The following is a 19427-nucleotide window of genomic DNA, read 5'->3' on the forward strand; positions in this document are numbered from 1 at the left end:
GAGGTAGGGGCGCAGGGTCTGCGCCCAATCACCGAACCAGAAGCAAGAAATTCCTTCCTTCTTTATCCTTCTTCTTTATTCTTTCTTCTCCTGACTCCTGACTCCTGACTCCTTCTTCTGACTCCTTCAACTAACAACTAACTCCTAAAAATTATGACTAAAGCAGTTTTTCGCAATCTGGTGGTGAACAAGGGTAAATTAAGAGACTTGATTTCCTGGTCTTTTACCCATTATGGAACGGCGCGGACGGCGGTGATGGCCGATAAACTCAAGGAGTTGGGTTTTCGCTATGCTACCAAGGCGGGGGTGTCTATTAGTGTGGATGATTTGATGATTCCACCTTCTAAGAAGGAACTGCTGGAGGCAGCAGAGACGGAGATTTTGGCGACGGAGGAACGGTATCAACGGGGGGAAATTACGGAAGTTGAACGTTTTCAAAAGGTAATTGATACTTGGAACAGTACCTCAGAAGCTCTCAAGGATGAGGTGGTGGTGCATTTCAAAAAAACCAATCCCCTCAACTCCGTGTATATGATGGCTTTTTCGGGGGCGCGGGGAAATATTTCCCAGGTGCGGCAGTTGGTGGGGATGCGGGGACTGATGGCAGATCCCCAGGGGGAAATTATAGATTTACCAATTAAGACCAATTTCCGCGAGGGGTTGACGGTAACAGAATATATTATTTCTAGTTATGGGGCGCGGAAGGGGCTGGTGGATACGGCGCTGCGGACTGCTGACTCAGGGTACTTAACCCGGCGGTTGGTGGATGTGTCCCAGGATGTGATTGTGCGAGAGTTTGACTGTGGCACTAATCGCGGTTTGACGATTGGGGCGATGGTGGAGGGGAATAAAACTCTGATTAAACTGGCGACGCGGTTGATGGGTCGAGTGGTGGGTGAGGATGTGGTGCATCCAGAAACGGGGGAAATAATTGCCCATCGGAATACCCCCATTGATGATGACTTGGCGATCGCCATCCAAAAAGCCGGAGTCCAGAAGGTAACAGTCCGCAGTCCTTTGACCTGTGAGGCGGCCCGGTCTGTGTGTCAGCACTGCTATGGCTGGAGTTTAGCCCATGCCAAGATGGTGGATTTGGGTGAAGCTGTGGGGATTATTGCGGCGCAAAGTATTGGCGAACCGGGGACACAGTTAACCATGCGGACATTCCACACCGGGGGTGTATTCACAGGGGAAGTAGCCCAACAGGTGCGATCGCAGGTGTCAGGAACAGTGAAAATTCCGCGCAAGTTACAAACCCGTCCCTATCGCACCCGTCATGGTGAGGATGCCTTGTATGTGGAAGCCAATGGAACTTTGACAATTGAAGGGGATAAGAAATCAGGAACGGGGGAAAGCCAAGAAATTGCCGTTACCCAAGGTTCGACTCTGTATATCCACAATGGTCAACAGGTATTGGCAGATCACTTGGTGGCGGAGGTGGCACTGGGGGGTAGAACTACCAGAACCAATACGGAAAAAGCCGTCAAGGATGTGGCGACCGACTTGGCTGGTGAGGTGAAGTTTGCCGATGTGGTGGCGGAACAAAAAACCGACCGTCAGGGTAACACCACTGTCACAGCCTCTAGAGGGGGGTTGATTTGGATTCTGTCGGGGGATGTATATAATTTACTGCCCGGAGCAGAGTTGGTGGTGAAAAATGGCGATGCGGTGGAGACCAATGGAGTCCTAGCGGAAACCAAATTGACCACAGTGCATGGGGGTGTGGTGCGCTTACCAGAAGCAATTCCCGGGAAAGCCACCAGGGAAATTGAGATTATTACCGCTTCCGTGGTGTTGGATCAGGCAGCGGTGACTATCCAGAGTTCCCAAGGACGGAATAGTTACCTGATTACCACCACCAATCCTGATAATGGGGCAATATCGGAGTTTAACTTGCGGGCGACTCCAGGGGCGAAGGTGCAAAATGGTCAGGTAGTGGCAGAATTGATTGATGACCAGTACCGGACAACCACTGGGGGCTTGCTGAAGTTTGCCGAAGTGGAAGTACAGAAAAAAGGTAAGGCCAAATTGGGCTATGAGGTAGTCCAGGGGGGAACCCTGCTGTGGATACCAGAAGAAACCCATGAGGTGAATAAGGATATTTCCCTGTTACGGGTGGAGGATGGCCAATATGTGGAAGCGGGGACTGAAGTAGTTCAGGATTTATTCTGCCAAACCGGGGGGGTAGTGGAAATTACCCAAAAGAACGATATTTTGCGGGAGGTGGTGATTAAACCCGGTGAACTGTTGATGGTGGATGATCCAGAAGCAGCGATCGCCCATGACAATACTTTCTTGCAACCCGGTGAGGAACTGCAAGGGACTGTAGCCACAGAATTGCGCTATGTCCAGTATGTAGAAACTCCCGAAGGTCCAGGCTTGCTGAGTCGTCCGGTGGTGGAATTTGCTGTCCCCACCAACCCTGATGTGCCAGCGACAACTTCCGTGAGTCAACAGACCGGACGCTCGATTCAACTGCGGGCGGTGCAACGGATTCCCTACAAGGATTCGGAACGGGTGAAGTCGGTGGAGGGTGTGGAACTGCTACGGACACAGATTGTCCTAGAAATTGAGCAGGACACGGAAGGAGAACATGGCAGTTCCCCCTTGGCGGCGGACATTGAACTGATTGCTGACCCAGAAGATCCAGAGATTCAAAGATTGCAGTTGGTGATTTTAGAGTCTTTGGTCGTGCGGCGAGACATTACCGCCGATGCCACCCAAGGCAGTACCCAAACTAATTTAGAAGTAGTGGATGGTGAGACCATTGAACCAGGGGCAGTGGTAGCCCGAACGAAGATCCTCTGTAAAGAAGGGGGCATAGTCCGGGGTGTGCAACAGGGGGCGGAAACAGTGCGCCGTTGTTTGGTATTGCGTGCCAATGATTTGGTAACGGTGAATACCAATGTCTTGCCCACCGTCGGTAAAGGTGATTTGGTAGTAGAAGGAAGTGCGATCGCGCCGGGGATATTTGCGGCTGAATCAGGGCAGGTAGTGGAAGTGAAAGCAGGTGACAGGGAACAGAGAATAGGTGACAGAAATGCTTCTTCACTGTCACCTGTCACCTCTAACCTGTCACCTTCTTCTCACACCATTACCCTCCGCGTCGGTCGTCCTTACCGGGTGAGTCCGGGGGCGGTGTTACAGGTGGAAGATGGGGATTTGGTGCAACGGGGTGATAACTTGGTGTTGTTGGTATTTGAACGCGCCAAGACTGGGGACATTATTCAAGGTTTGCCCCGGATTGAGGAACTGCTAGAAGCCCGTAAACCCAAGGAAGCCTGTATTTTAGCCCGTCGTCCGGGGGAAGTGAAGATAGTCTATGGCGATGGAGATGAGGTGACATCCATCACTAGAGAAGCCTATGCCATTAAGATTGTCGAAGCCAATGGCACAGTCACCGACTACCCCCTCGGACCTGGACAAAACCTGATTGTTCCCGACGGGGCGCACATTGTAGCCGGACAACCCCTGACAGACGGACCCTCCAACCCCCACGAGATTCTGGAGATATTCTTCAGTTTGGGGTCAGAGGATGGGGTCTATGCCTGTGCTTCCCACGCCTTGCAGAAGGTACAAACCTTTTTGGTGAACGAGGTGCAGATGGTGTACCAATCCCAAGGCATTGACATTTCCGACAAACACATCGAGGTAATTGTCCGACAAATGACCAACAAGGTGCGGATTGATGACGGTGGCGACACCACCATGCTACCAGGGGAACTGGTAGAACTCCGGCAGGTAGAACAGGTGAACGAAGCTATGGCCATTACCGGTGGGGCAAGGGCAGAATACACTCCCATGCTGTTGGGGATTACCAAGGCATCGTTGAACACCGATAGTTTCATCTCTGCTGCTTCCTTCCAAGAAACCACCAGGGTCTTAACAGAGGCTGCCATTGAGGGCAAATCGGACTGGCTGCGGGGACTGAAGGAAAACGTGATCATTGGGCGCTTGATTCCGGCGGGAACTGGCTACAATACCTATGAGGAAGCGGGGGTAATTGACGATTACGTAGTAGACATGGGCAATGGCATCTTAGACGAAGTGGATGATCCACTGGACATGGTGCTAGATGACCGCACGGCGAAACTCTACAACCTGGATGCACCGGGCATGGGCGACGGTGGCTTTGGTAGCAAGATCGGGGAACGACTACTCCTCGATGAGGATGATTTAATTGCTGATGAAATTAACGACCTAGTTATAGAAGAGGACGATGATTTCGAGGAAGAAGATGACGATGATAACGATGATGATGATTTTGATGATGAGTAAAATCTAGTTAAATAATGGATAATTGGTAATGAATAATTATCCATTATCCATTATTAAAAATCACCTAACTTGATTTTAATTCCAGAATCTAGGGGAGGAACTTTAAGATATTCAACTGGCTCATAAGGTTTACGATTTGAGTTATTCGTATTGGGGCATAATTTCAAAAAAGATTCTGGATTCTTGATATAATCAAGAGGACTTGCTTTTTTACATTCTGGCTTGCTGATACTAAAATATGGTTCAGGTTCAGGATTAACTTGAGGTATTTGATGCCAATAACTATCAATTGTGATTGGTTGGGTGATTAAATCTGCTGATTGATGATGTTCAACTCCGACGTTAGAAACTGATTGAGTTTTAGCATTTACACCTTTATGGGCAAAAAACTCACACAACAAAAAAGTTAAGATTCCTACGGAGCGCTTCGCTATCAAAAAAGGTAATTTCATTTGATTATGGTGAAGAAGTGGCAAGTTTTTGGTTGATGATTACAATATAACCTTTCCTAGTCTGATGAAATCCAAATTTATCTGCGTTTATCTGCGGTTAATTATTTCTTGATGCTGTATATAACTTTTAATTTTCGGGTAATTAATCGTCACTCTTTGAGCAAATTTCTAATTTATTTATGACAACAGAAATAAACTTACCAACCCTAGCTAGTTTGGAATATCATCCTTATATTGATCATGATGGTGAAATCATAGTTACCTTTCAAGAAAAAATTGGAGTTTACGCAATTTTTAATCAGGATAAAATTCTGCAATTTGTTGGCTATTCTCGTGATATTTATCTAAGTTTAAAGCAGCATTTAGTCCGTCAACCCCAAAATTGTTATTGGGTAAAGGTACAAACTATAGAACGTCCTAATCGAACAATTTTAGAAGCTATTGAAAGTGCTTGGATTACGGAAAATGCTAATCCTGATCTTCCGAATATCGAAAATAAACACAAGTGGAATAATCCTATAGATGTGAAAGCATTAATGACACCAGAAGAAGAAAATAATTATCAAAATATAGCTATTGATGAATTAGGAAAAAGCAAGGTTTTAAAAAATGTGGCGCGGCGGGTTGAAGAAGAAATTTTAGGAGTTCTCAAAGACCGGGGAGTCAATACTCAAATCCGCTTTAATCCCAAATTAAAAGAAACAGGATTATTAGATTTAAAATAAATTACAGCAAATTGTCATCAAACCTGGAACAATTTTACCCGCCCTGACCATTTGATGATACCTGAGTTCGACATAAGCTAATTTTTGGAAAACTGCCGCAAATATGAGTCTTAAACCCTTATGATCTCGTTGCTGTTCGCGTAGCGTCTCCGAAGGAGAAACTCCGAACTCCTAACACGATGATAAACGGCTGTGGGGATAACAATCCCAGTGTAAAGTTTTTGGAGTAAGTCAAATTAGGGAAGCAAAGCTCAATTTACAACAGTCGGAGGGGGATACCCAAGGACGAATTCAACAGGCAAAATCTAATGTAGCGGCGGCTAAAGCTCAATTATTACAAACTCAAGCTCAAGTTAAGCAAACAGAGGCAGAGGTAAAATTAGCGAGAATCAACAGCGATCGCTATGCCCAGCTGATCAAAGAAGGTGCTATTAATCAACAACAATTTGACCAATCACAAACTACATTGGAGACAGCCATAGCCACTCTAGAAGCCCGAAAAGCGGCTGTAAATGCGGCAAAAGAACAATTAGCCCGGATTTCTCACAAGCGAAAAAAATTGTTCATAAAGAGTAAAACAAAGGAAGTTTATTTGATACATAAATAGTAAAGATGAAAAAAGGATATCTTCTAAGTATATTTTTGATAAACTTAGTTAAATATCAAGAGCTATTCAGGTAATATATACTGATATAAATAATTGAATAGTAAAATTAGGCATCTGAAAACAGAGTGAAGAAAAAACTTTTATCCCCACCCCAGGGGAAACGCATCTAAATTATCTTGACAGAATACTATATTAGTGCATCAATAATGGAAATCAAGAACAAGTATTTTTCAATACTTATTATGGAGGATATTGCTATGCACCACTTTATATTTTCTGTGGAAAACATTCTCGACAAAGGTATATATGACTGAAAAGCCTATACAAAAACCCAATAGTCCCCAAATTCCCACTTTTACCTCCATTCCTGAAGAAAGATTGCACCGTCAACAGCGACTAGCGGCTGCATTGCGGCTATTTTCCCGATTTGGATTTGATGAAGGTGTTGCTGGACACATTACAGCCCGTGACCCAGAATACCCTGAACATTTTTGGGTGAATCCTTTTGGAATGCACTTTGGTTTAGTTAGAGTTAGTGATTTGATATTAGTTAATCAGCAAGGTGATGTAATTTACGGTAATCGTCCGGTAAATCGCGCTGCTTTTGCTATTCATTCTCAAGTTCATGCAGCCCGTCCTGACGTGGTAGCGGCGGCACATGCTCATTCTATCTATGGTAAAAGCTGGTCTAGTCTTGGTCGTCTGCTTGACCCCCTGACTCAAGATGCTTGTTCTTTTTACGAAGACCACAGTATATTTACTGACTACACGGGAGTTGTTCTCGACCTGGAAGAAGGTAAGCGCGTTGCTGAAACTTTGGGAAAAAATAAAGCTGTCATTCTCAAGAATCACGGCTTGCTGACGGTAGGTAAAACTATTGATGAGGCTGCTTGGTGGTTTATCACGATGGAGCGTTCTTGTCAAGCTCAATTATTGGCGGAAGCTGCTGGAGTACCTAGCCCGATTAAGCCGGAGTATGCGAAGATAGCTTATAGCCAAGTGGGTTCTCCTGAGATGGGTTGGTTTAGTTTTCAGTCTTTGTATGAGATGATTGTGCGGCAAGAACCCGATTTTCTGGAATAATTTCTGTTGCGGTTATAGGGACAAAGAAAGGGCGCAGGCCCTGCGCCCCTACGATTGTTCGATGATTCCGCCACCTAAGACTTTTTCGCCGTCGTACCAAACCGCTGCTTGTCCGGGGGTAATGCTGAATTGTGGTTCATCAAATACTAACCGGACGCGGGAATCTGGGAGGGGAATGACTGTGACCGGTACGGGTTGGGAACGATAACGGATTTGGACTTCGGCGCAAATGGGGGCGACGGGTTCAGCTATGGAAACCCAATTTACTCGATTTATTGTACATTCTGACTGAGTTCCTTTGGTGCGATCGCCTACAACTACTTTGTTATTAGCTGCATCTAATTCGATCACATACAAGGGTTCAGATGCAGCGATGCCTAAGCCTTTTCGCTGACCAATGGTGTAATGATGAACACCATCATGTTGTCCCAAAACTTTACCAGTGGTATCTACAATATCACCAGGTTGAGGAGCTAAATATTTATCTAAAAATGCCCGCATAGAGCCATTGCTTTCTACTAAGCATAGATCTTGACTCTCTGGTTTATCGGCGGTTTTTAAGTTGTATGCAGCGGCAATTCTGCGAGTATCGCTTTTATTCAGTTCACCCAGAGGAAAAATTGTTGCCTCTAATAAGTCTTGGGATAAGTCATAGAGGAAATAAGATTGATCTTTGTTGCGGTCTACGGCTCGTAATAATTGGTAACGGTTAGTAGTGTCATCATAGCGGATTTGGGCATAATGACCTGTGGCGATTTTAGCCGATGCCAATTTTTCCCTTGCATATTCCACCATTGGCCCGAATTTCACCGTTTTATTGCATTGGGAACAAGGCAATGGCGTAATGCCTACGCTGTAACCTGTGACTAGAAAATCAATAATTTCTGTTTGAAAGACATCCCGAATATCAACAATTTCATGGGGTATACCCAATTGTTCACAAATATCAGCCGCGTCGATCATTCCTTCAGAGCAACATTGCCCTTTGCCTTTCATTAGCCAAAGAGTTAAACCAATTACATCATAGCCTTGATTATGCAGCATAGCAGCAGCTACTGAACTATCAACGCCACCGGAAAGACCAACGACAACTTTTTTCATACTTTTAGATGTGCTTGCGGCTTATTTTGACAACAAAGAGGTTTTTTATTTGACCACAAGGTGCAAGACTGTCCAATTGTAGCACACATACTTATCAAGGCTGAAGGGGATGACAAAAGTAAAGTCTCCAGATTGTCCAGATTAGTGAGAAAATAAAAACTTGCAATTATCTTTACCTTGTATTGTTGACGGATCAAAGGAATTGGAAAAAATGTGGCAAAGAATTACGTTGATCTTATTATTGGTGTTGAGCTTCAGCTTGAGTAGTGTTGGTGTGGCTAATGCGGCTGGTGGACTGAATAGGTTTGTAGATAGTGCTGACGGTTATCAGTTTTCTTACCCAAATGGTTGGTTACAGGTTAAAGTTGGTGATGGGCCTGATGTGGTGTTTCACGATTTAATTGAAGTATCAGAAAATGTGTCTGTGGTGATTAGTCCGGTTGCTTCTGGTAAAACTTTGGCGGAATTGGGAACGCCAACGGAAGTTGGTTATAAATTAGGAAAGGTGGCTCTTGCTCCTGTAGGTTCTGATCGGACTGCTGAGTTAATCAATGCGGCTGAAAGGGAAGTAAATGGGAAAACTTACTACTTTCTAGAATATGCGGTTAAATTTCCCAATGGACAGGAAAGACATAATATTTCTAGTGTGGCTATTAGTCGTGGTAAGCTGTTTACCTTTAATGCTTCGGTTCCTGAGAGACGTTGGCAGAAGTTGCAACGGATGATTGATGAAGTTGTGAGTTCTTTCACTGTTTATTAATAACTAGAAATAGTGGTAATTGACAATTAACTATTATCAATTACAAAAAAAGGAAAAGGGAACGGGGAACAGGGAACAGGGAACAGATAAGAAACTAAAGTTTCACCAGTTTAAATCCCAGTCAAAAAAACATGTTTTTAAGTAAGCCATAGTGTTGCCCTTTCCCTGTTTCTTCTCAACTAAAAATTACTTATACAACAATTTATGAAAATTCCGCAATTTGTCCTTGCTTCTGCTTCTGTTGCTCGTCGTCGGTTATTGCAAACTGTGGGAATTAAACCTATAGTTTGTCCGAGTGATTTTGATGAGTCACAAATACAACTAACTGAACCTGGGGAATTGGTGAAAACCCTGGCTAGGTGTAAAGCGGAAACTGTGGTTTCCCAATTTCCAGCGGCGTTGGTGATGGGTTGTGATTCGGTTTTGGCTATGGGTGGGGGGATTTACGGTAAACCAGGGGATGCTGAGGAAGCGATCGCTCGGTGGCAATTGATGCAAGGTAATTTTGGTGACTTGTACACTGGTCATGTTTTGATTGATACTACTAAAAATCAAACTGTGGTTAAATGTCAAGTTACTAGGGTGTATTTTGCGAAAATGAGCGATCGCGCTATTCTTGCTTATGTAGCTACAGGTGAACCTCTTCAATGCGCTGGAGCATTTGCTTTAGAAGGGTTTGGGAGTTTATTTGTGGAGAAAATAGAGGGTTGTCACAGTAATGTTATTGGTTTGAGTTTACCCTTATTACGGCAGATGATCGGGGAATTAGAATATGAAGTTACAGATTTTTGGGGATAGTTAAGTAATTCGTTGTTTTTTCTTAACGGGTGACAAGGCGGTTGAAGATGAGATGTGGCAATAATTTGAGAAAATAAGGGAGTAAAAAAATAGGGACAAAGAAGCCCCCGAAGCAAAAAATGTTACCAGAATCATATCAAACAATTTTCCGAAAGCATTTGAGTGAACAGCAGTATTTGACACTAGAGATATTGTTGTTATTAATACAGGCTCATCGCCAAGTAAAACTGTCAAAATTGGCCAGCTTGTTTCCCCAACCAATTAAATATGAAAGCAGGAAACGTAATCTACAAAGATTTTTAGGAATAGGTAAACTCTGCGTAAAATTATTATGGTTTCCATTGATAAAATATTGGATTAGACAATCGTTAACACCAAAACAACTGAATCGAGAACAGCGCCGTTATTTTCATAAAAAACAGTATCAAAAATATGGTTATTGGATGGTAGCACTGGATCGAACACAGTGGAAGGGGCGAAATATATTTATGGTGACATTGGTATGGGGTACTCATGCCCTACCACTATATTGGGAAACATTAAATCATGTCGGAAATAGTAATTTACAAACACAGAAAAGATTAATAAAGACAGCAATAAAGTTGTTAAAAAAATGTCGAATTGTGGTGTTAGCAGACAGAGAATTTCATAGTCCAAAACTGGCTAAATGGCTTGATGAGCAAGGAGTTTACTTTGCTCTACGCCAGAAGAAAAACCTTTATTTTCAAGAAAAACCTGAACAAGAATATCAAGTTCTTAAAAATCAAGGATTTAAGCCAGGAATGTGGTCACTGAGCCTAGCCGAAGTGTCGAGATTTTATGAAAAAGTTAAATGTGGTAAAGGGGATGAATTAGGCTTATTTAATATCGCTGTTTATTGGAAGAGAAAATATCGGAACTCTGGACCAAAAGAACCTTGGTATATCTTGACGAATCTACCAACTCTCCAACAAACTTTATGCCTCTATAGATGTCGATGGGGAATTGAGCAATTCTTTAAGGATTGTAAAACTGGTGGTTATAATCTAGAGGATACTAAAGTAAATGAAACTCGCTTTTTAGCTTTAGTATTATTGATTGTCATTGCTTATAGTTTAGCCACTATGCACGGTCAACGGATGAAAAAATTAGGTATAGAGACTTATGCCGGACGTATTCAACAACATCAGGACAAGTACCCACGTCAAAGTGATTTTAGCTTTGCTCTCTACGGACAACTATGGATTTATGGTATGGAATTATGGGCTGATTTAGCTCTGAATTTAATCAATCTCAAGCCTCATAAACGCCTCTTTTTTCAACGGGGCTTTCAGGCTCTATCCCTTATGAAACAAGCTCTTTAGCCGCCTTGTCACCCGTTAAGATTTTTTGGCAAATAAAGTTAACCTCAGCCAGAAAAACTAGGTAGATAAAATTTTCCTGGCTGGAATTTTTCAAAAATCTCAATAATCTAAGTCACATCTGCGGAATGTTGGCTAATCAACCATGAGAATTAAAAATTTCGTAACCGTTCACGGGGGGTACAAAAAACGCTCTATATGAGATTCCACGAAAACAGCATGAAAAACGTTATAGATTTGATTTTTTTAGGTCATTTGAAATTCGCAAAATCTCTATATCGGTTTGCAAATCGTTTTCCAGCCAATTTAAGAACCATTCGTTAATATGTCAAGTTGCCTGAAAAACCCAACAGACAAAGCTTTCAGGTTTTTTAATAAATTCTCACCCTCTGTGAACGGTTACAAAATTTCTTAAGTTGCTAAACCACCAACGCAAGGAGAAAAAAGTCAGAAAACAGCTTTTTGGAAATGGGTTTACTTTTAAATATATTATTCAATCACAGATTTTATTGTTTATTTCAAAAAGTTCAAAACCATACTCTTCTAAAAAATCTTTCGCAAATGCTATCCAGCTTGAATTAAATCTTGGGTAAAATTCAGGAGTACAAACATAAGCTTCTAAATTTAAATCCGCGTAATTTCCATTTAATTTCTTATCAAATAAATCAATAGTATTAGTTAATTGTTTAATAGCTTTATCGCGGTTTGCATCTACTTTTCTTAAACTCGTTGCATTTAATTTGAACTCTACAAAACAAAAATCATTTTCATCAAAAAATACAAAATCGCAATGGGAATCACCAAATCCTAAAAGTCCTTTTTTGCCGTCAATAGGAATAAAACCAACCATTTTAGCATTGATTACATTAAATAATTTAGTGATATCAAAACCATTTTCAACCGTGTCAACACCATTTAGTTTAATAGTAAATGTGTCATCATCTGAATTTATATTGATAATAATAAAAGACTGTCCTTGATAGTCTATGATTGAAAATTCTGATCTCATTTCAATTTCTAGAACATCGGAAAAATTATCAAAAGCAGTTGATAGAAGTTCTTTAATATCCTCAAATTTGCTCATTTTCTTTTGAAAGTTTTAGCGTGAATACTATACAAAGCTTGAAAATCACCACCCAAAATTTCGGAAACTGTATCTAAATAATTTTGTTGAATAGTACCTTTTTCTTGATTAAAGATAGGTTCACAATAATTACTATCCATTGCTCCTACGTCGCCACGCAAGCTATCACCAACGGATTGATTTCCCAAAGAATAAGCAGAAAAATCTTTAGCACTTAACCAAGAATCTTGGGGAATTATTTGTGCTACTTCTGATTCTGTTGACGGATTTTTTTCAACTACTCTATTCGCGAAGAGTAAATTATTAAAAACTGTGAGAACATAGGGACTATGGGTGGTTATAATTAGTTGGTTATCATCATTTTGATTTATCATTAAAGCTAATAACTCAATCAATTGCTTTTGAGCAATAGGGAATAAATGAGCTTCTGGTTCTTCCAAAATTCTTAATACTTTTGTATTATCAAGAATATTTAGAAAGATATCTTGTAAAATTCTTATAGATTCTTGTTGTCCTGATGAAGTATTAGAAAGCTTAACATATTCTTCTGTTTCCTTGTTAAATACTATTTTCTCTCCCCAATTATCAATTCTGTATTCACCTTTGAGTATTTCATCTATTCGTTTTTTGATATCATATAATTTTTGTTTGAGATTTTCATCATCTTCATAACTTTCAATTACCCCTTCAAAATTACCATTGCCAATTTTTTTAAATTTACCTTTAATTATATCAACTTTTTCCATAAATTTTAGCATTAATGTTTCATCTATTGTTTGTTGCTTACCTGCAAATTTCTTCTTGCTATTTTTCTCTAAACGACTGCTAACATCTGCAAACAATAATTTTTCAAATAAGTCAGAATAACTTACTGTTGCATTCCTACCAGCGATTACAAATAATGAATCTTCATGATACATTTGAAATGATTCATTCAATAGTTTAGAAAGCCTTTGAGCGTATTTAATTTTATTTTGCTCATAAGTCAATTGTTCATAAATATCATTTGTATTTAAACTCTGCTGAAAAAGTTTTTTAATTGCAGTTGCGGAAGTTCTAAAATTCTCATTTAATAAATTATCACTAAATCGAGAATCTAGTCTTTTCTTATCATTAAGACTTAATTTTAGATATTTGTCATTCTCTGCACTATAATAAAATTTTATTTCAAAATTAGGTAAGTGCAATGTAGAACCAAAAAAATCATAAAACTTTTCTCTTATTGGAAATATAAGATCAGAAGTAATATCAAAATAATCCTTCTGCGTATCCTGATATATTTGGCTAAATAAATCATCCCTTAGTGATTTAAAAAAATAAATCAATTTAGCAATAGTGCTTTTACCACTAGCTTGTTCACCAATCAAAACTAATATTTTCTTGACTTCAATTTCTGCATATTGAATTGGACCAAAATTTTCGATGATTATTTTTTGCATAGGTAAATGTGATTTTTTTATGATTAGACAATAATAGAAATACTTTTTGGGAAGTTATACCTCCCATAATATTTCATATTACAGAAGTAGTGTTTCCTGTGTAGATGCGCTTCTTACCTTTCTCATTACAGCAATTTTAATTTACTTGTACCACACTCTTGTTTTTATATTACTTTCTTCCTTTGCGACTTTGCGCCTTGGCGTGAGACTTTAAAATGTGGTTTATTTACCTAAAAATCACTGTAATGTTGAGATTACCATTGAAAATTCCCCCAATATTAACAACTAAAAATTGCTTTAGCTGCTGTACAATCAAGTTGAATTTGGTTTTTCAGCGCTTCTAAGGAAGGAAATTTCTGTTCAGGACGCAAAAATTTTACTAGCTGTATCTCCAAAATTTTCCCGTATAAATCACCATACCAATTGAATAAATGTACTTCTACACAGGTATCTATACCATTAACTGTGGGACGGTTGCCGATATTCATGACTCCAAATTGCTGAGTGGGAGATTTATCTGGAGTTTCCTTATGGATAATTGCCTCAATAGCGTAAACACCATGACGGGGTAAAAATTTGTCTTTTGGTAGTTGAATGTTGGCGGTAGGAAAACCAATAGTTCTCCCTAATTTTTGACCTGTTACTACTTCACCTGTGAGAGTATAAGGTCTTCCCAAAAGCCGATTTGCTTTGGGAATATCACCTGCTTCCAAACTTTCGCGGATTAATGAGGTACTGATGCGAGCATCATCTGTTGCTGGCAAAATATCTGTATCAGTTTTTATAGGAACTATTGTTACGGGTATGTTGTATTTCGCGGCGATCGCTTGCAAATCTTGAGCAGTACCCACGCGCTTTTTGCCGAAACAAAAGTCTTGTCCGACGCTAATTTGTTGACATTGCAGTTGTTGAACCAGGATTTTATCTACAAATTCTTCGGGAGAAAGGGCAGATAGTTCTCTATCGAAGGGTAATAATACCAATTGTTCTACCCCAAGCGATCGCAATTGTGCAACTTTTTCATCTAGTGGTGTTAACAAATCACGGGGAAGTCCAGTAAAAAACTCTTGGGGATGGGGATCAAATGTAACAACGGTTGAGTAGGGGCGGACTGAATTTTCTTGACTCCATGCTGACTGCAATACTGGCTGAATCACTCTTTGATGACCAAGATGAACACCATCAAATTTGCCAAGAGCCACAGCAGTCGGTGTCAGCAGTTCTTCTGTTGAAGAAGCAACCCATACAGAACACCCATTTTGAGACAAATTTAACACTTGGATTTTGGGATTTTAGGTTTGTTTTCGCTATCAGCGTTTAGCTACTGTTGAACCTTGGGTTCAGCCATTGATAACGATGTTGACGCTCTCGCGCTGTTAGATATCTAATCACCAATCTAATCTAAAATCGAGAAATCCGTTGATTAAATTGGTTTTTGGTTAGGTATACCAACCCCACGGGGAAAACTAATTGGTGTGCTGGCTACTTTTCGCAAATAAAGACAATGACGAATACTATTACTCAAGGGAGTGGAAAATTCCTCAATTAATTCAATGACTCCACCTAATTGCTCAACAGCAGCTTCTAAACTTTCATTTTCTGCTTGAGTCCAAGTACCGCGATAAATTACCGCCAAACCGCCTTTTCTCACCAAAGGTAAGGAATATTCCGCACAAGCCGAAACATTACTCACAGCCCGGATTACAGCTAGATCATACTGTTGTCTGTGTTGAATTTGTTGACCAATTTCTTCCACTCTACCCAGTAAAGTTTTAGCATTATTCACAGCTAGTGCTGATAAAACTGTCTCAATAAAAGTAATTTTCTTACCCGTAGAATCCAAAAGTGTAACTTGAGAATTAGGAAAAATTAGAGAAATGGGGATACCAGGAAACCCCGCACCCGTACCAATATCAATTATCCGCTTACCCTGTTCAATCCCAGGAATAAATACCTGTTTAGGTGCAATTCCCCGTAAAGAATCCCAAAGATGTTTTTCCCAAAATTCATCAGGTTCAGTAATGCGAGTTAAATTCAGTTGACGATTTCCAGCAATAATTAATTGATAAAGCTGTTGAAATTGCTGTGCTTGATCAGTTGTTGGTTGCCAATTCAGAGTTTTTTGCCATATTTCCGCCATTTCTGGCAAATTAGCGATCGCTAAAGATTCTAAATCCATTGGTGAAAATTAATTTTTTTAAGCTATTTTGGCGTTACTGATTAAGGGTATGAATTCATCCCTCTTTATCTGTGTTCATCTGCGTTCATCTGCGTTCAATTACTCTTAAAATTAATTTAGTCTCAAGCAGATTTTACCTCTTCTCCCTGACTCCTGACTCCTGATCTTAAAACCCCATGATCTAATGTCCAACAATAATCAGCTATTGGTAACATATCACCTGCATCGTGTGTTACAACTAACAATGTCCAATCTTTTTTGAGTTTGGCTAGTAAATTGATCAGTTGGCGACGCATTGACCAATCTAAACCCGCTGTAGGCTCATCTAATAATAATAAATTAGGTTGACGAATTAACTGTACCGCTAAAGCCAAACGTCGCTGTTGTCCACCGCTTAAAGCGTGAGGTGATGCAGATAAGGATAAATGATCTAATCCAACTTCAGTTAATGCTTGTTTAACCTGTTCTGTTCCCAGTTCAGGATGTCCTAAGCGTAATTCTTCTAAAATTGTCCCCCCGCAGAAATGGCGTTCTGGAAATTGAAATACTAAACCTGCTAATTGTTGTAATTGTTCGGCTATGAGTCCCTGTTCTCGCCAAAAAACCCCACCAGCGCTAGGATCAGCCAATCCAGATAAAATTTCTAATAAGGTGCTTTTACCCGAACCGCTAGGACCAATTATTAAACCTAGTTTCTGGGGTGGTAATTCTAAATTTATAGCTTGGAGGATGGCTTTTGGACAGGCTGTGGGGTGATAAGTTAGATTTCTAAGATAGAGCATTTGTGTAAATTACCGAGTTATGAAAATTTTTGGCGGAAATAGACTAATTTAAATTCACTATTTTGGCATTTTAGGTAATAGATACAACAATTTCAACCGTAATTATTCGGGAAGGCTATTATGTTTAAACAGTTTTTAATTGCTCAATTAAGGATATTCTGGCGATCGCCTACTTTTTTAAAAGTAACTGTGGCGACTTCTATCATTTTCCATATCTTGGTAAATCCTTCCTTTGCGGGTGATCCCTTTCGCGGCCAAGAATCGCGTAAAATTGGCGATCGCACAGAAGCCGCTTTTAATGCTATTTTTCAACAAGGAAATTACTCCCTAGCCAAAGATGCTTTACAAAAAGCCGCCTCTAGCGAACCCAATGAACCTCTAATTTACGCCATTCAGGCTTCTTTAGCATATCAAAATCAAGATAGCGCTAGTTTAGAAAAATACAGCAGCAAAACCCTAGAAACTGGACAAAATTTAATCGCCAGTGATCCATTACGTGGTAACTTATATACTGCTGTCGGTCATTTTTTGACAGGTGCAGTAATTTTAAATCGAGAAGGAACTGTAAATGGTGTCCCCCAAGCTTTGAGTCGGTTGCGGAAAGTCTATACCTATCTTGACAGAGCCGAAGATATTTCTGCTAATGATCCAGAGTTAAACTTAATTCGCGGCTATATGGATTTAATGTTAGCTGTGAATTTACCTTTTACTAGTCCAGATCAAGTAATTGAAAGATTGGAAAAAAATGCTGCTCCTAATTATTTGGTAAATAGAGGTATTGCTTTAGCCTATCGAGATTTAAAACAATACTCCCAAGCTTTAGATTATGTCAACCGCGCCTTAAAAACAACTGCTGACAACCCAGAAATTTACTATCTCAAAGCCCAAATTCTCCATGAAAAGGGGAAAGTGGAAAAAAGTCAGGATTTAATTAAGGAAGCAATAACTCATTTTGATAAAGCATTAGCCAAAAAATCCCAACTTCCTACTAATTTAGTCAAACAAATTGAACATGAACGCAATCAGGCTGTTAGTAGTCAAAGAATAGGCAAGAGGCAATAGGCAATAGGAATAATTACCAGTTACCAATTACCCATTACCAATTACCAGTTACCCATTACCCATTACCAATTACAAAAATGCAAGTTGAATTCCGCGAGTTTAATCCTTTTGATGTTTGGATTTGGTTTAAGTTCAGCAATGTTCCCTCCCAACGGGAAAAACAATATGTAGAAGAAGTCTTCAATTCCTGGTTTTATCTAGGTAAATTAGGGGGATTTAATGCGGAAAATCTGCAAATCCAAGACGCAGGATTTGATATCAGCTACATGGACTATGATGCAAAAGGCTATGATAAAAGCTTACTAGCTTTGATGCACAACATGGGTGAATTTGAATACGAAGGAGAATGGGGGCGTTGCTGGTTTGATTTAGGTACAAGTGATGCGATCGCCTTAGATATTCTCATCAACGCCCTCACTCAACTAACTCAAGAATACGTCACCATTGAAGAACTATACATTGGTGGCGAAAATCCAGATTGGTCTATAGAAGATAGTGAAAGTCGTCCCTCTTCCATTTACGATAATTAATTGTAGTTATGAATAAAGAAGGTCAAATTCGGGTGATTGTTTTAGCACTCATTCGAGATGGTAATAGAATCTTTGTTTCTGAAGGATTCGATCCTAAAAAACAATCAACATTCTATCGGGCTTTAGGAGGTGGCGTAGAATTTGGCGAAACTAGCCGCATCGCCTTAGCTAGAGAATTTCAAGAAGAAATTCAAGCCGAATTAACAAATATTCGCTATTTAAGTTGTATCGAAAACTTATTTACTTTTAACGGTAGACAAGGACATGAAATCATTCAACTCTATGAATGCGACTTTGCTGATTCCCAGTTTTATCAAATCGAAAGTTTAACTTTTGCAGAAACACCAGAACGTCAACATCGCGCATTGTGGGTAGATATTTCTCGGTTTAAATCTGGTGAATTACGATTAGTTCCCGAAGTCTTTTTTGATTATCTATAAACTTAGATCCCCGAACCTAGATCCCCGAATTATTTTTCTATCCTGTCAGTAAATAATCAATTAAGTTAAGAAGTCGGGGATCTTAATCACTCAAGATTGCTATATTAAAACTAAAGGTAAATACAGGAAGTTAATTATGAATCTACAATTAGCAAAACCACGCCTTAACACCTTTCGTCTCAATGTTTCTCAATACCATCAAATGAGCGAAGCCGGTATTTTTTCAGAAAATGATAAAGTAGAACTAATTAATGGAGAAATTCTAGAAATGTCACCAATTGGTAGAAGACACACAGCTTGTGTAAATCGTTTAAATTCAGTTTTTTCGCAATTACTGGGTAAAAAAGTCATAATTGCTGTACAAAATCCGATTACCCTAAATAACTTATCTGAACCCCAACCAGATATCGCACTACTGAAACCTCGTGCAGATTTTTATGAATCTGGACACCCTCAACCCCAGGATGTATTTCTCTTAATTGAAGTTGCAGATAGCAGTCTGGAATATGATAGAGACGTGAAAATTCCTCTCTATGCTAGTAGTGGTATTACTGAAGTTTGGTTAGTTGATATTTATGAACAAGTGATTATTGTTTATCGCTACCCTAGCCAAAATGGTTATAGCGACATTCAAAAACTCAGTCGAGGAGAAAAAATGTCAATTCAAGCATTCCCCGAAGTTAATTTAGTTGTAGATGATATTTTAGGATCAATAATTTCCTAGCCAACCTCTCAATAATATCCAATCCATCTCTTCAGATATTAGT

Annotated in this window: 18 protein-coding genes; 11 read left to right on the top strand and 7 right to left on the bottom strand. The window is 39.9% G+C overall.

Features of this window, described 5'->3' with window-relative positions; genetic code table 11:
- Window positions 1-153 precede the first annotated feature (153 nt).
- Window positions 154-4278: a DNA-directed RNA polymerase subunit beta'' gene (locus IQ226_RS12385; protein WP_193895773.1), complete on the top strand. Its 4125-nt coding sequence runs from the start codon at window positions 154-156 to the stop codon at window positions 4276-4278.
- 53 nt (window positions 4279-4331) lie between these two features.
- Here IQ226_RS12385 and IQ226_RS12390 read toward each other — a convergent pair whose 3' ends face one another.
- Window positions 4332-4730: a hypothetical protein gene (locus IQ226_RS12390; RefSeq protein WP_193895775.1), complete on the bottom strand. Its 399-nt coding sequence runs from the start codon at window positions 4728-4730 to the stop codon at window positions 4332-4334.
- Window positions 4731-4909: 179 nt separating this feature from the next.
- Between IQ226_RS12390 and IQ226_RS12395 the strand changes: the two genes are divergently transcribed.
- From IQ226_RS12395 to IQ226_RS12410, 3 genes are all read left to right on the top strand, one after another.
- Window positions 4910-5455: a GIY-YIG nuclease family protein gene (locus IQ226_RS12395; protein WP_193895777.1), complete on the top strand. Its 546-nt coding sequence runs from the start codon at window positions 4910-4912 to the stop codon at window positions 5453-5455.
- A 235-nt stretch (window positions 5456-5690) separates the two neighbouring features.
- Entirely contained in the window at window positions 5691-6062 is a 372-nt protein-coding gene (locus IQ226_RS12400) for a TolC family protein (protein WP_370567132.1), read from the top strand.
- A gap of 306 nt (window positions 6063-6368) precedes the next feature.
- Window positions 6369-7145: a class II aldolase/adducin family protein gene (locus tag IQ226_RS12410; protein ID WP_193895779.1), complete on the top strand. Its 777-nt coding sequence runs from the start codon at window positions 6369-6371 to the stop codon at window positions 7143-7145.
- Window positions 7146-7193: 48 nt separating this feature from the next.
- Here IQ226_RS12410 and mnmA read toward each other — a convergent pair whose 3' ends face one another.
- Complete coding sequence (gene mnmA / locus IQ226_RS12415; RefSeq protein ID WP_193895781.1) at window positions 7194-8246, bottom strand: tRNA 2-thiouridine(34) synthase MnmA; 1053 nt, start codon at window positions 8244-8246, stop codon at window positions 7194-7196.
- Between the two features lie 211 nt (window positions 8247-8457).
- Here mnmA and psbP point away from each other — a divergent pair, with 211 nt between their 5' ends.
- The 3 genes from psbP (at window position 8458) to IQ226_RS12430 (ending at window position 11147) form a co-directional block, all read left to right on the top strand.
- A complete protein-coding gene (gene psbP / locus IQ226_RS12420; RefSeq protein ID WP_193895783.1) occupies window positions 8458-9006 on the top strand; it encodes a photosystem II reaction center PsbP in 549 nt (182 codons plus the stop codon).
- A gap of 204 nt (window positions 9007-9210) precedes the next feature.
- Window positions 9211-9804, top strand: a complete 594-nt coding sequence (locus IQ226_RS12425) for a nucleoside triphosphate pyrophosphatase (protein ID WP_193895785.1) — start codon at window positions 9211-9213, stop codon at window positions 9802-9804.
- Between the two features lie 119 nt (window positions 9805-9923).
- A complete protein-coding gene (locus IQ226_RS12430) occupies window positions 9924-11147 on the top strand; it encodes an IS4 family transposase (RefSeq protein ID WP_193895787.1) in 1224 nt (407 codons plus the stop codon).
- A gap of 490 nt (window positions 11148-11637) precedes the next feature.
- On the opposite strand, the gene IQ226_RS12435 is transcribed toward IQ226_RS12430, so the two are convergent.
- From IQ226_RS12435 to IQ226_RS12455, 5 genes are all read right to left on the bottom strand, one after another.
- Window positions 11638-12228, bottom strand: coding sequence for a hypothetical protein (locus tag IQ226_RS12435; RefSeq protein ID WP_193895789.1), 591 nt, complete (start codon window positions 12226-12228; stop codon window positions 11638-11640).
- Window positions 12225-13667, bottom strand: a complete 1443-nt coding sequence (locus IQ226_RS12440) for an AAA family ATPase (protein WP_193895791.1) — start codon at window positions 13665-13667, stop codon at window positions 12225-12227. Before IQ226_RS12440 ends, IQ226_RS12435 begins: the two co-directional genes overlap by 4 nt.
- Window positions 13668-13945: 278 nt before the next feature.
- A complete protein-coding gene (locus IQ226_RS12445; protein WP_193895794.1) occupies window positions 13946-14944 on the bottom strand; it encodes a bifunctional riboflavin kinase/FAD synthetase in 999 nt (332 codons plus the stop codon).
- 146 nt (window positions 14945-15090) lie between these two features.
- The gene (rsmG, locus tag IQ226_RS12450) at window positions 15091-15846 is read right to left on the bottom strand and encodes a 16S rRNA (guanine(527)-N(7))-methyltransferase RsmG (protein ID WP_228039398.1); all 756 of its coding nucleotides are present in this window, start codon (window positions 15844-15846) and stop codon (window positions 15091-15093) included.
- A 122-nt stretch (window positions 15847-15968) separates the two neighbouring features.
- On the bottom strand, window positions 15969-16628 hold the full coding sequence (locus IQ226_RS12455; RefSeq protein ID WP_193895796.1) for an ABC transporter ATP-binding protein: 660 nt from the start codon (window positions 16626-16628) through the stop codon (window positions 15969-15971).
- Between the two features lie 120 nt (window positions 16629-16748).
- Between IQ226_RS12455 and IQ226_RS12460 the strand changes: the two genes are divergently transcribed.
- The 4 genes from IQ226_RS12460 (at window position 16749) to IQ226_RS12475 (ending at window position 19384) form a co-directional block, all read left to right on the top strand.
- Entirely contained in the window at window positions 16749-17690 is a 942-nt protein-coding gene (locus IQ226_RS12460; RefSeq protein WP_193895798.1) for a Sll0314/Alr1548 family TPR repeat-containing protein, read from the top strand.
- 77 nt (window positions 17691-17767) lie between these two features.
- Window positions 17768-18220, top strand: a complete 453-nt coding sequence (locus tag IQ226_RS12465) for a DUF3531 family protein (RefSeq protein ID WP_193895800.1) — start codon at window positions 17768-17770, stop codon at window positions 18218-18220.
- Window positions 18221-18228: 8 nt separating this feature from the next.
- Entirely contained in the window at window positions 18229-18660 is a 432-nt protein-coding gene (locus IQ226_RS12470) for an NUDIX hydrolase (RefSeq protein ID WP_193895802.1), read from the top strand.
- 136 nt (window positions 18661-18796) lie between these two features.
- On the top strand, window positions 18797-19384 hold the full coding sequence (locus IQ226_RS12475; RefSeq protein WP_193895804.1) for a Uma2 family endonuclease: 588 nt from the start codon (window positions 18797-18799) through the stop codon (window positions 19382-19384).
- Window positions 19385-19427: the final 43 nt, after the last annotated feature.

Origin of the sequence: Dolichospermum sp. LEGE 00240 (assembly GCF_015207875.1) — a bacterium.
Lineage (GTDB): Bacteria > Cyanobacteriota > Cyanobacteriia > Cyanobacteriales > Nostocaceae > Dolichospermum > Dolichospermum gracile.

Coding starts and splice junctions, on each gene's coding strand:
- IQ226_RS12385 (WP_193895773.1), top strand. CDS start 154: ATGACTAAAGCAGTTTTTCGCAATCTGGTGGTGAACAAGGGTAAATTA.
- IQ226_RS12390 (WP_193895775.1), bottom strand. CDS start 4,730: ATGAAATTACCTTTTTTGATAGCGAAGCGCTCCGTAGGAATCTTAACT.
- IQ226_RS12395 (WP_193895777.1), top strand. CDS start 4,910: ATGACAACAGAAATAAACTTACCAACCCTAGCTAGTTTGGAATATCAT.
- IQ226_RS12410 (WP_193895779.1), top strand. CDS start 6,369: ATGACTGAAAAGCCTATACAAAAACCCAATAGTCCCCAAATTCCCACT.
- mnmA (WP_193895781.1), bottom strand. CDS start 8,246: ATGAAAAAAGTTGTCGTTGGTCTTTCCGGTGGCGTTGATAGTTCAGTA.
- psbP (WP_193895783.1), top strand. CDS start 8,458: ATGTGGCAAAGAATTACGTTGATCTTATTATTGGTGTTGAGCTTCAGC.
- IQ226_RS12425 (WP_193895785.1), top strand. CDS start 9,211: ATGAAAATTCCGCAATTTGTCCTTGCTTCTGCTTCTGTTGCTCGTCGT.
- IQ226_RS12430 (WP_193895787.1), top strand. CDS start 9,924: ATGTTACCAGAATCATATCAAACAATTTTCCGAAAGCATTTGAGTGAA.
- IQ226_RS12435 (WP_193895789.1), bottom strand. CDS start 12,228: ATGAGCAAATTTGAGGATATTAAAGAACTTCTATCAACTGCTTTTGAT.
- IQ226_RS12440 (WP_193895791.1), bottom strand. CDS start 13,667: ATGCAAAAAATAATCATCGAAAATTTTGGTCCAATTCAATATGCAGAA.
- rsmG (WP_228039398.1), bottom strand. CDS start 15,846: ATGGATTTAGAATCTTTAGCGATCGCTAATTTGCCAGAAATGGCGGAA.
- IQ226_RS12455 (WP_193895796.1), bottom strand. CDS start 16,628: ATGCTCTATCTTAGAAATCTAACTTATCACCCCACAGCCTGTCCAAAA.
- IQ226_RS12460 (WP_193895798.1), top strand. CDS start 16,749: ATGTTTAAACAGTTTTTAATTGCTCAATTAAGGATATTCTGGCGATCG.
- IQ226_RS12465 (WP_193895800.1), top strand. CDS start 17,768: ATGCAAGTTGAATTCCGCGAGTTTAATCCTTTTGATGTTTGGATTTGG.
- IQ226_RS12470 (WP_193895802.1), top strand. CDS start 18,229: ATGAATAAAGAAGGTCAAATTCGGGTGATTGTTTTAGCACTCATTCGA.
- IQ226_RS12475 (WP_193895804.1), top strand. CDS start 18,797: ATGAATCTACAATTAGCAAAACCACGCCTTAACACCTTTCGTCTCAAT.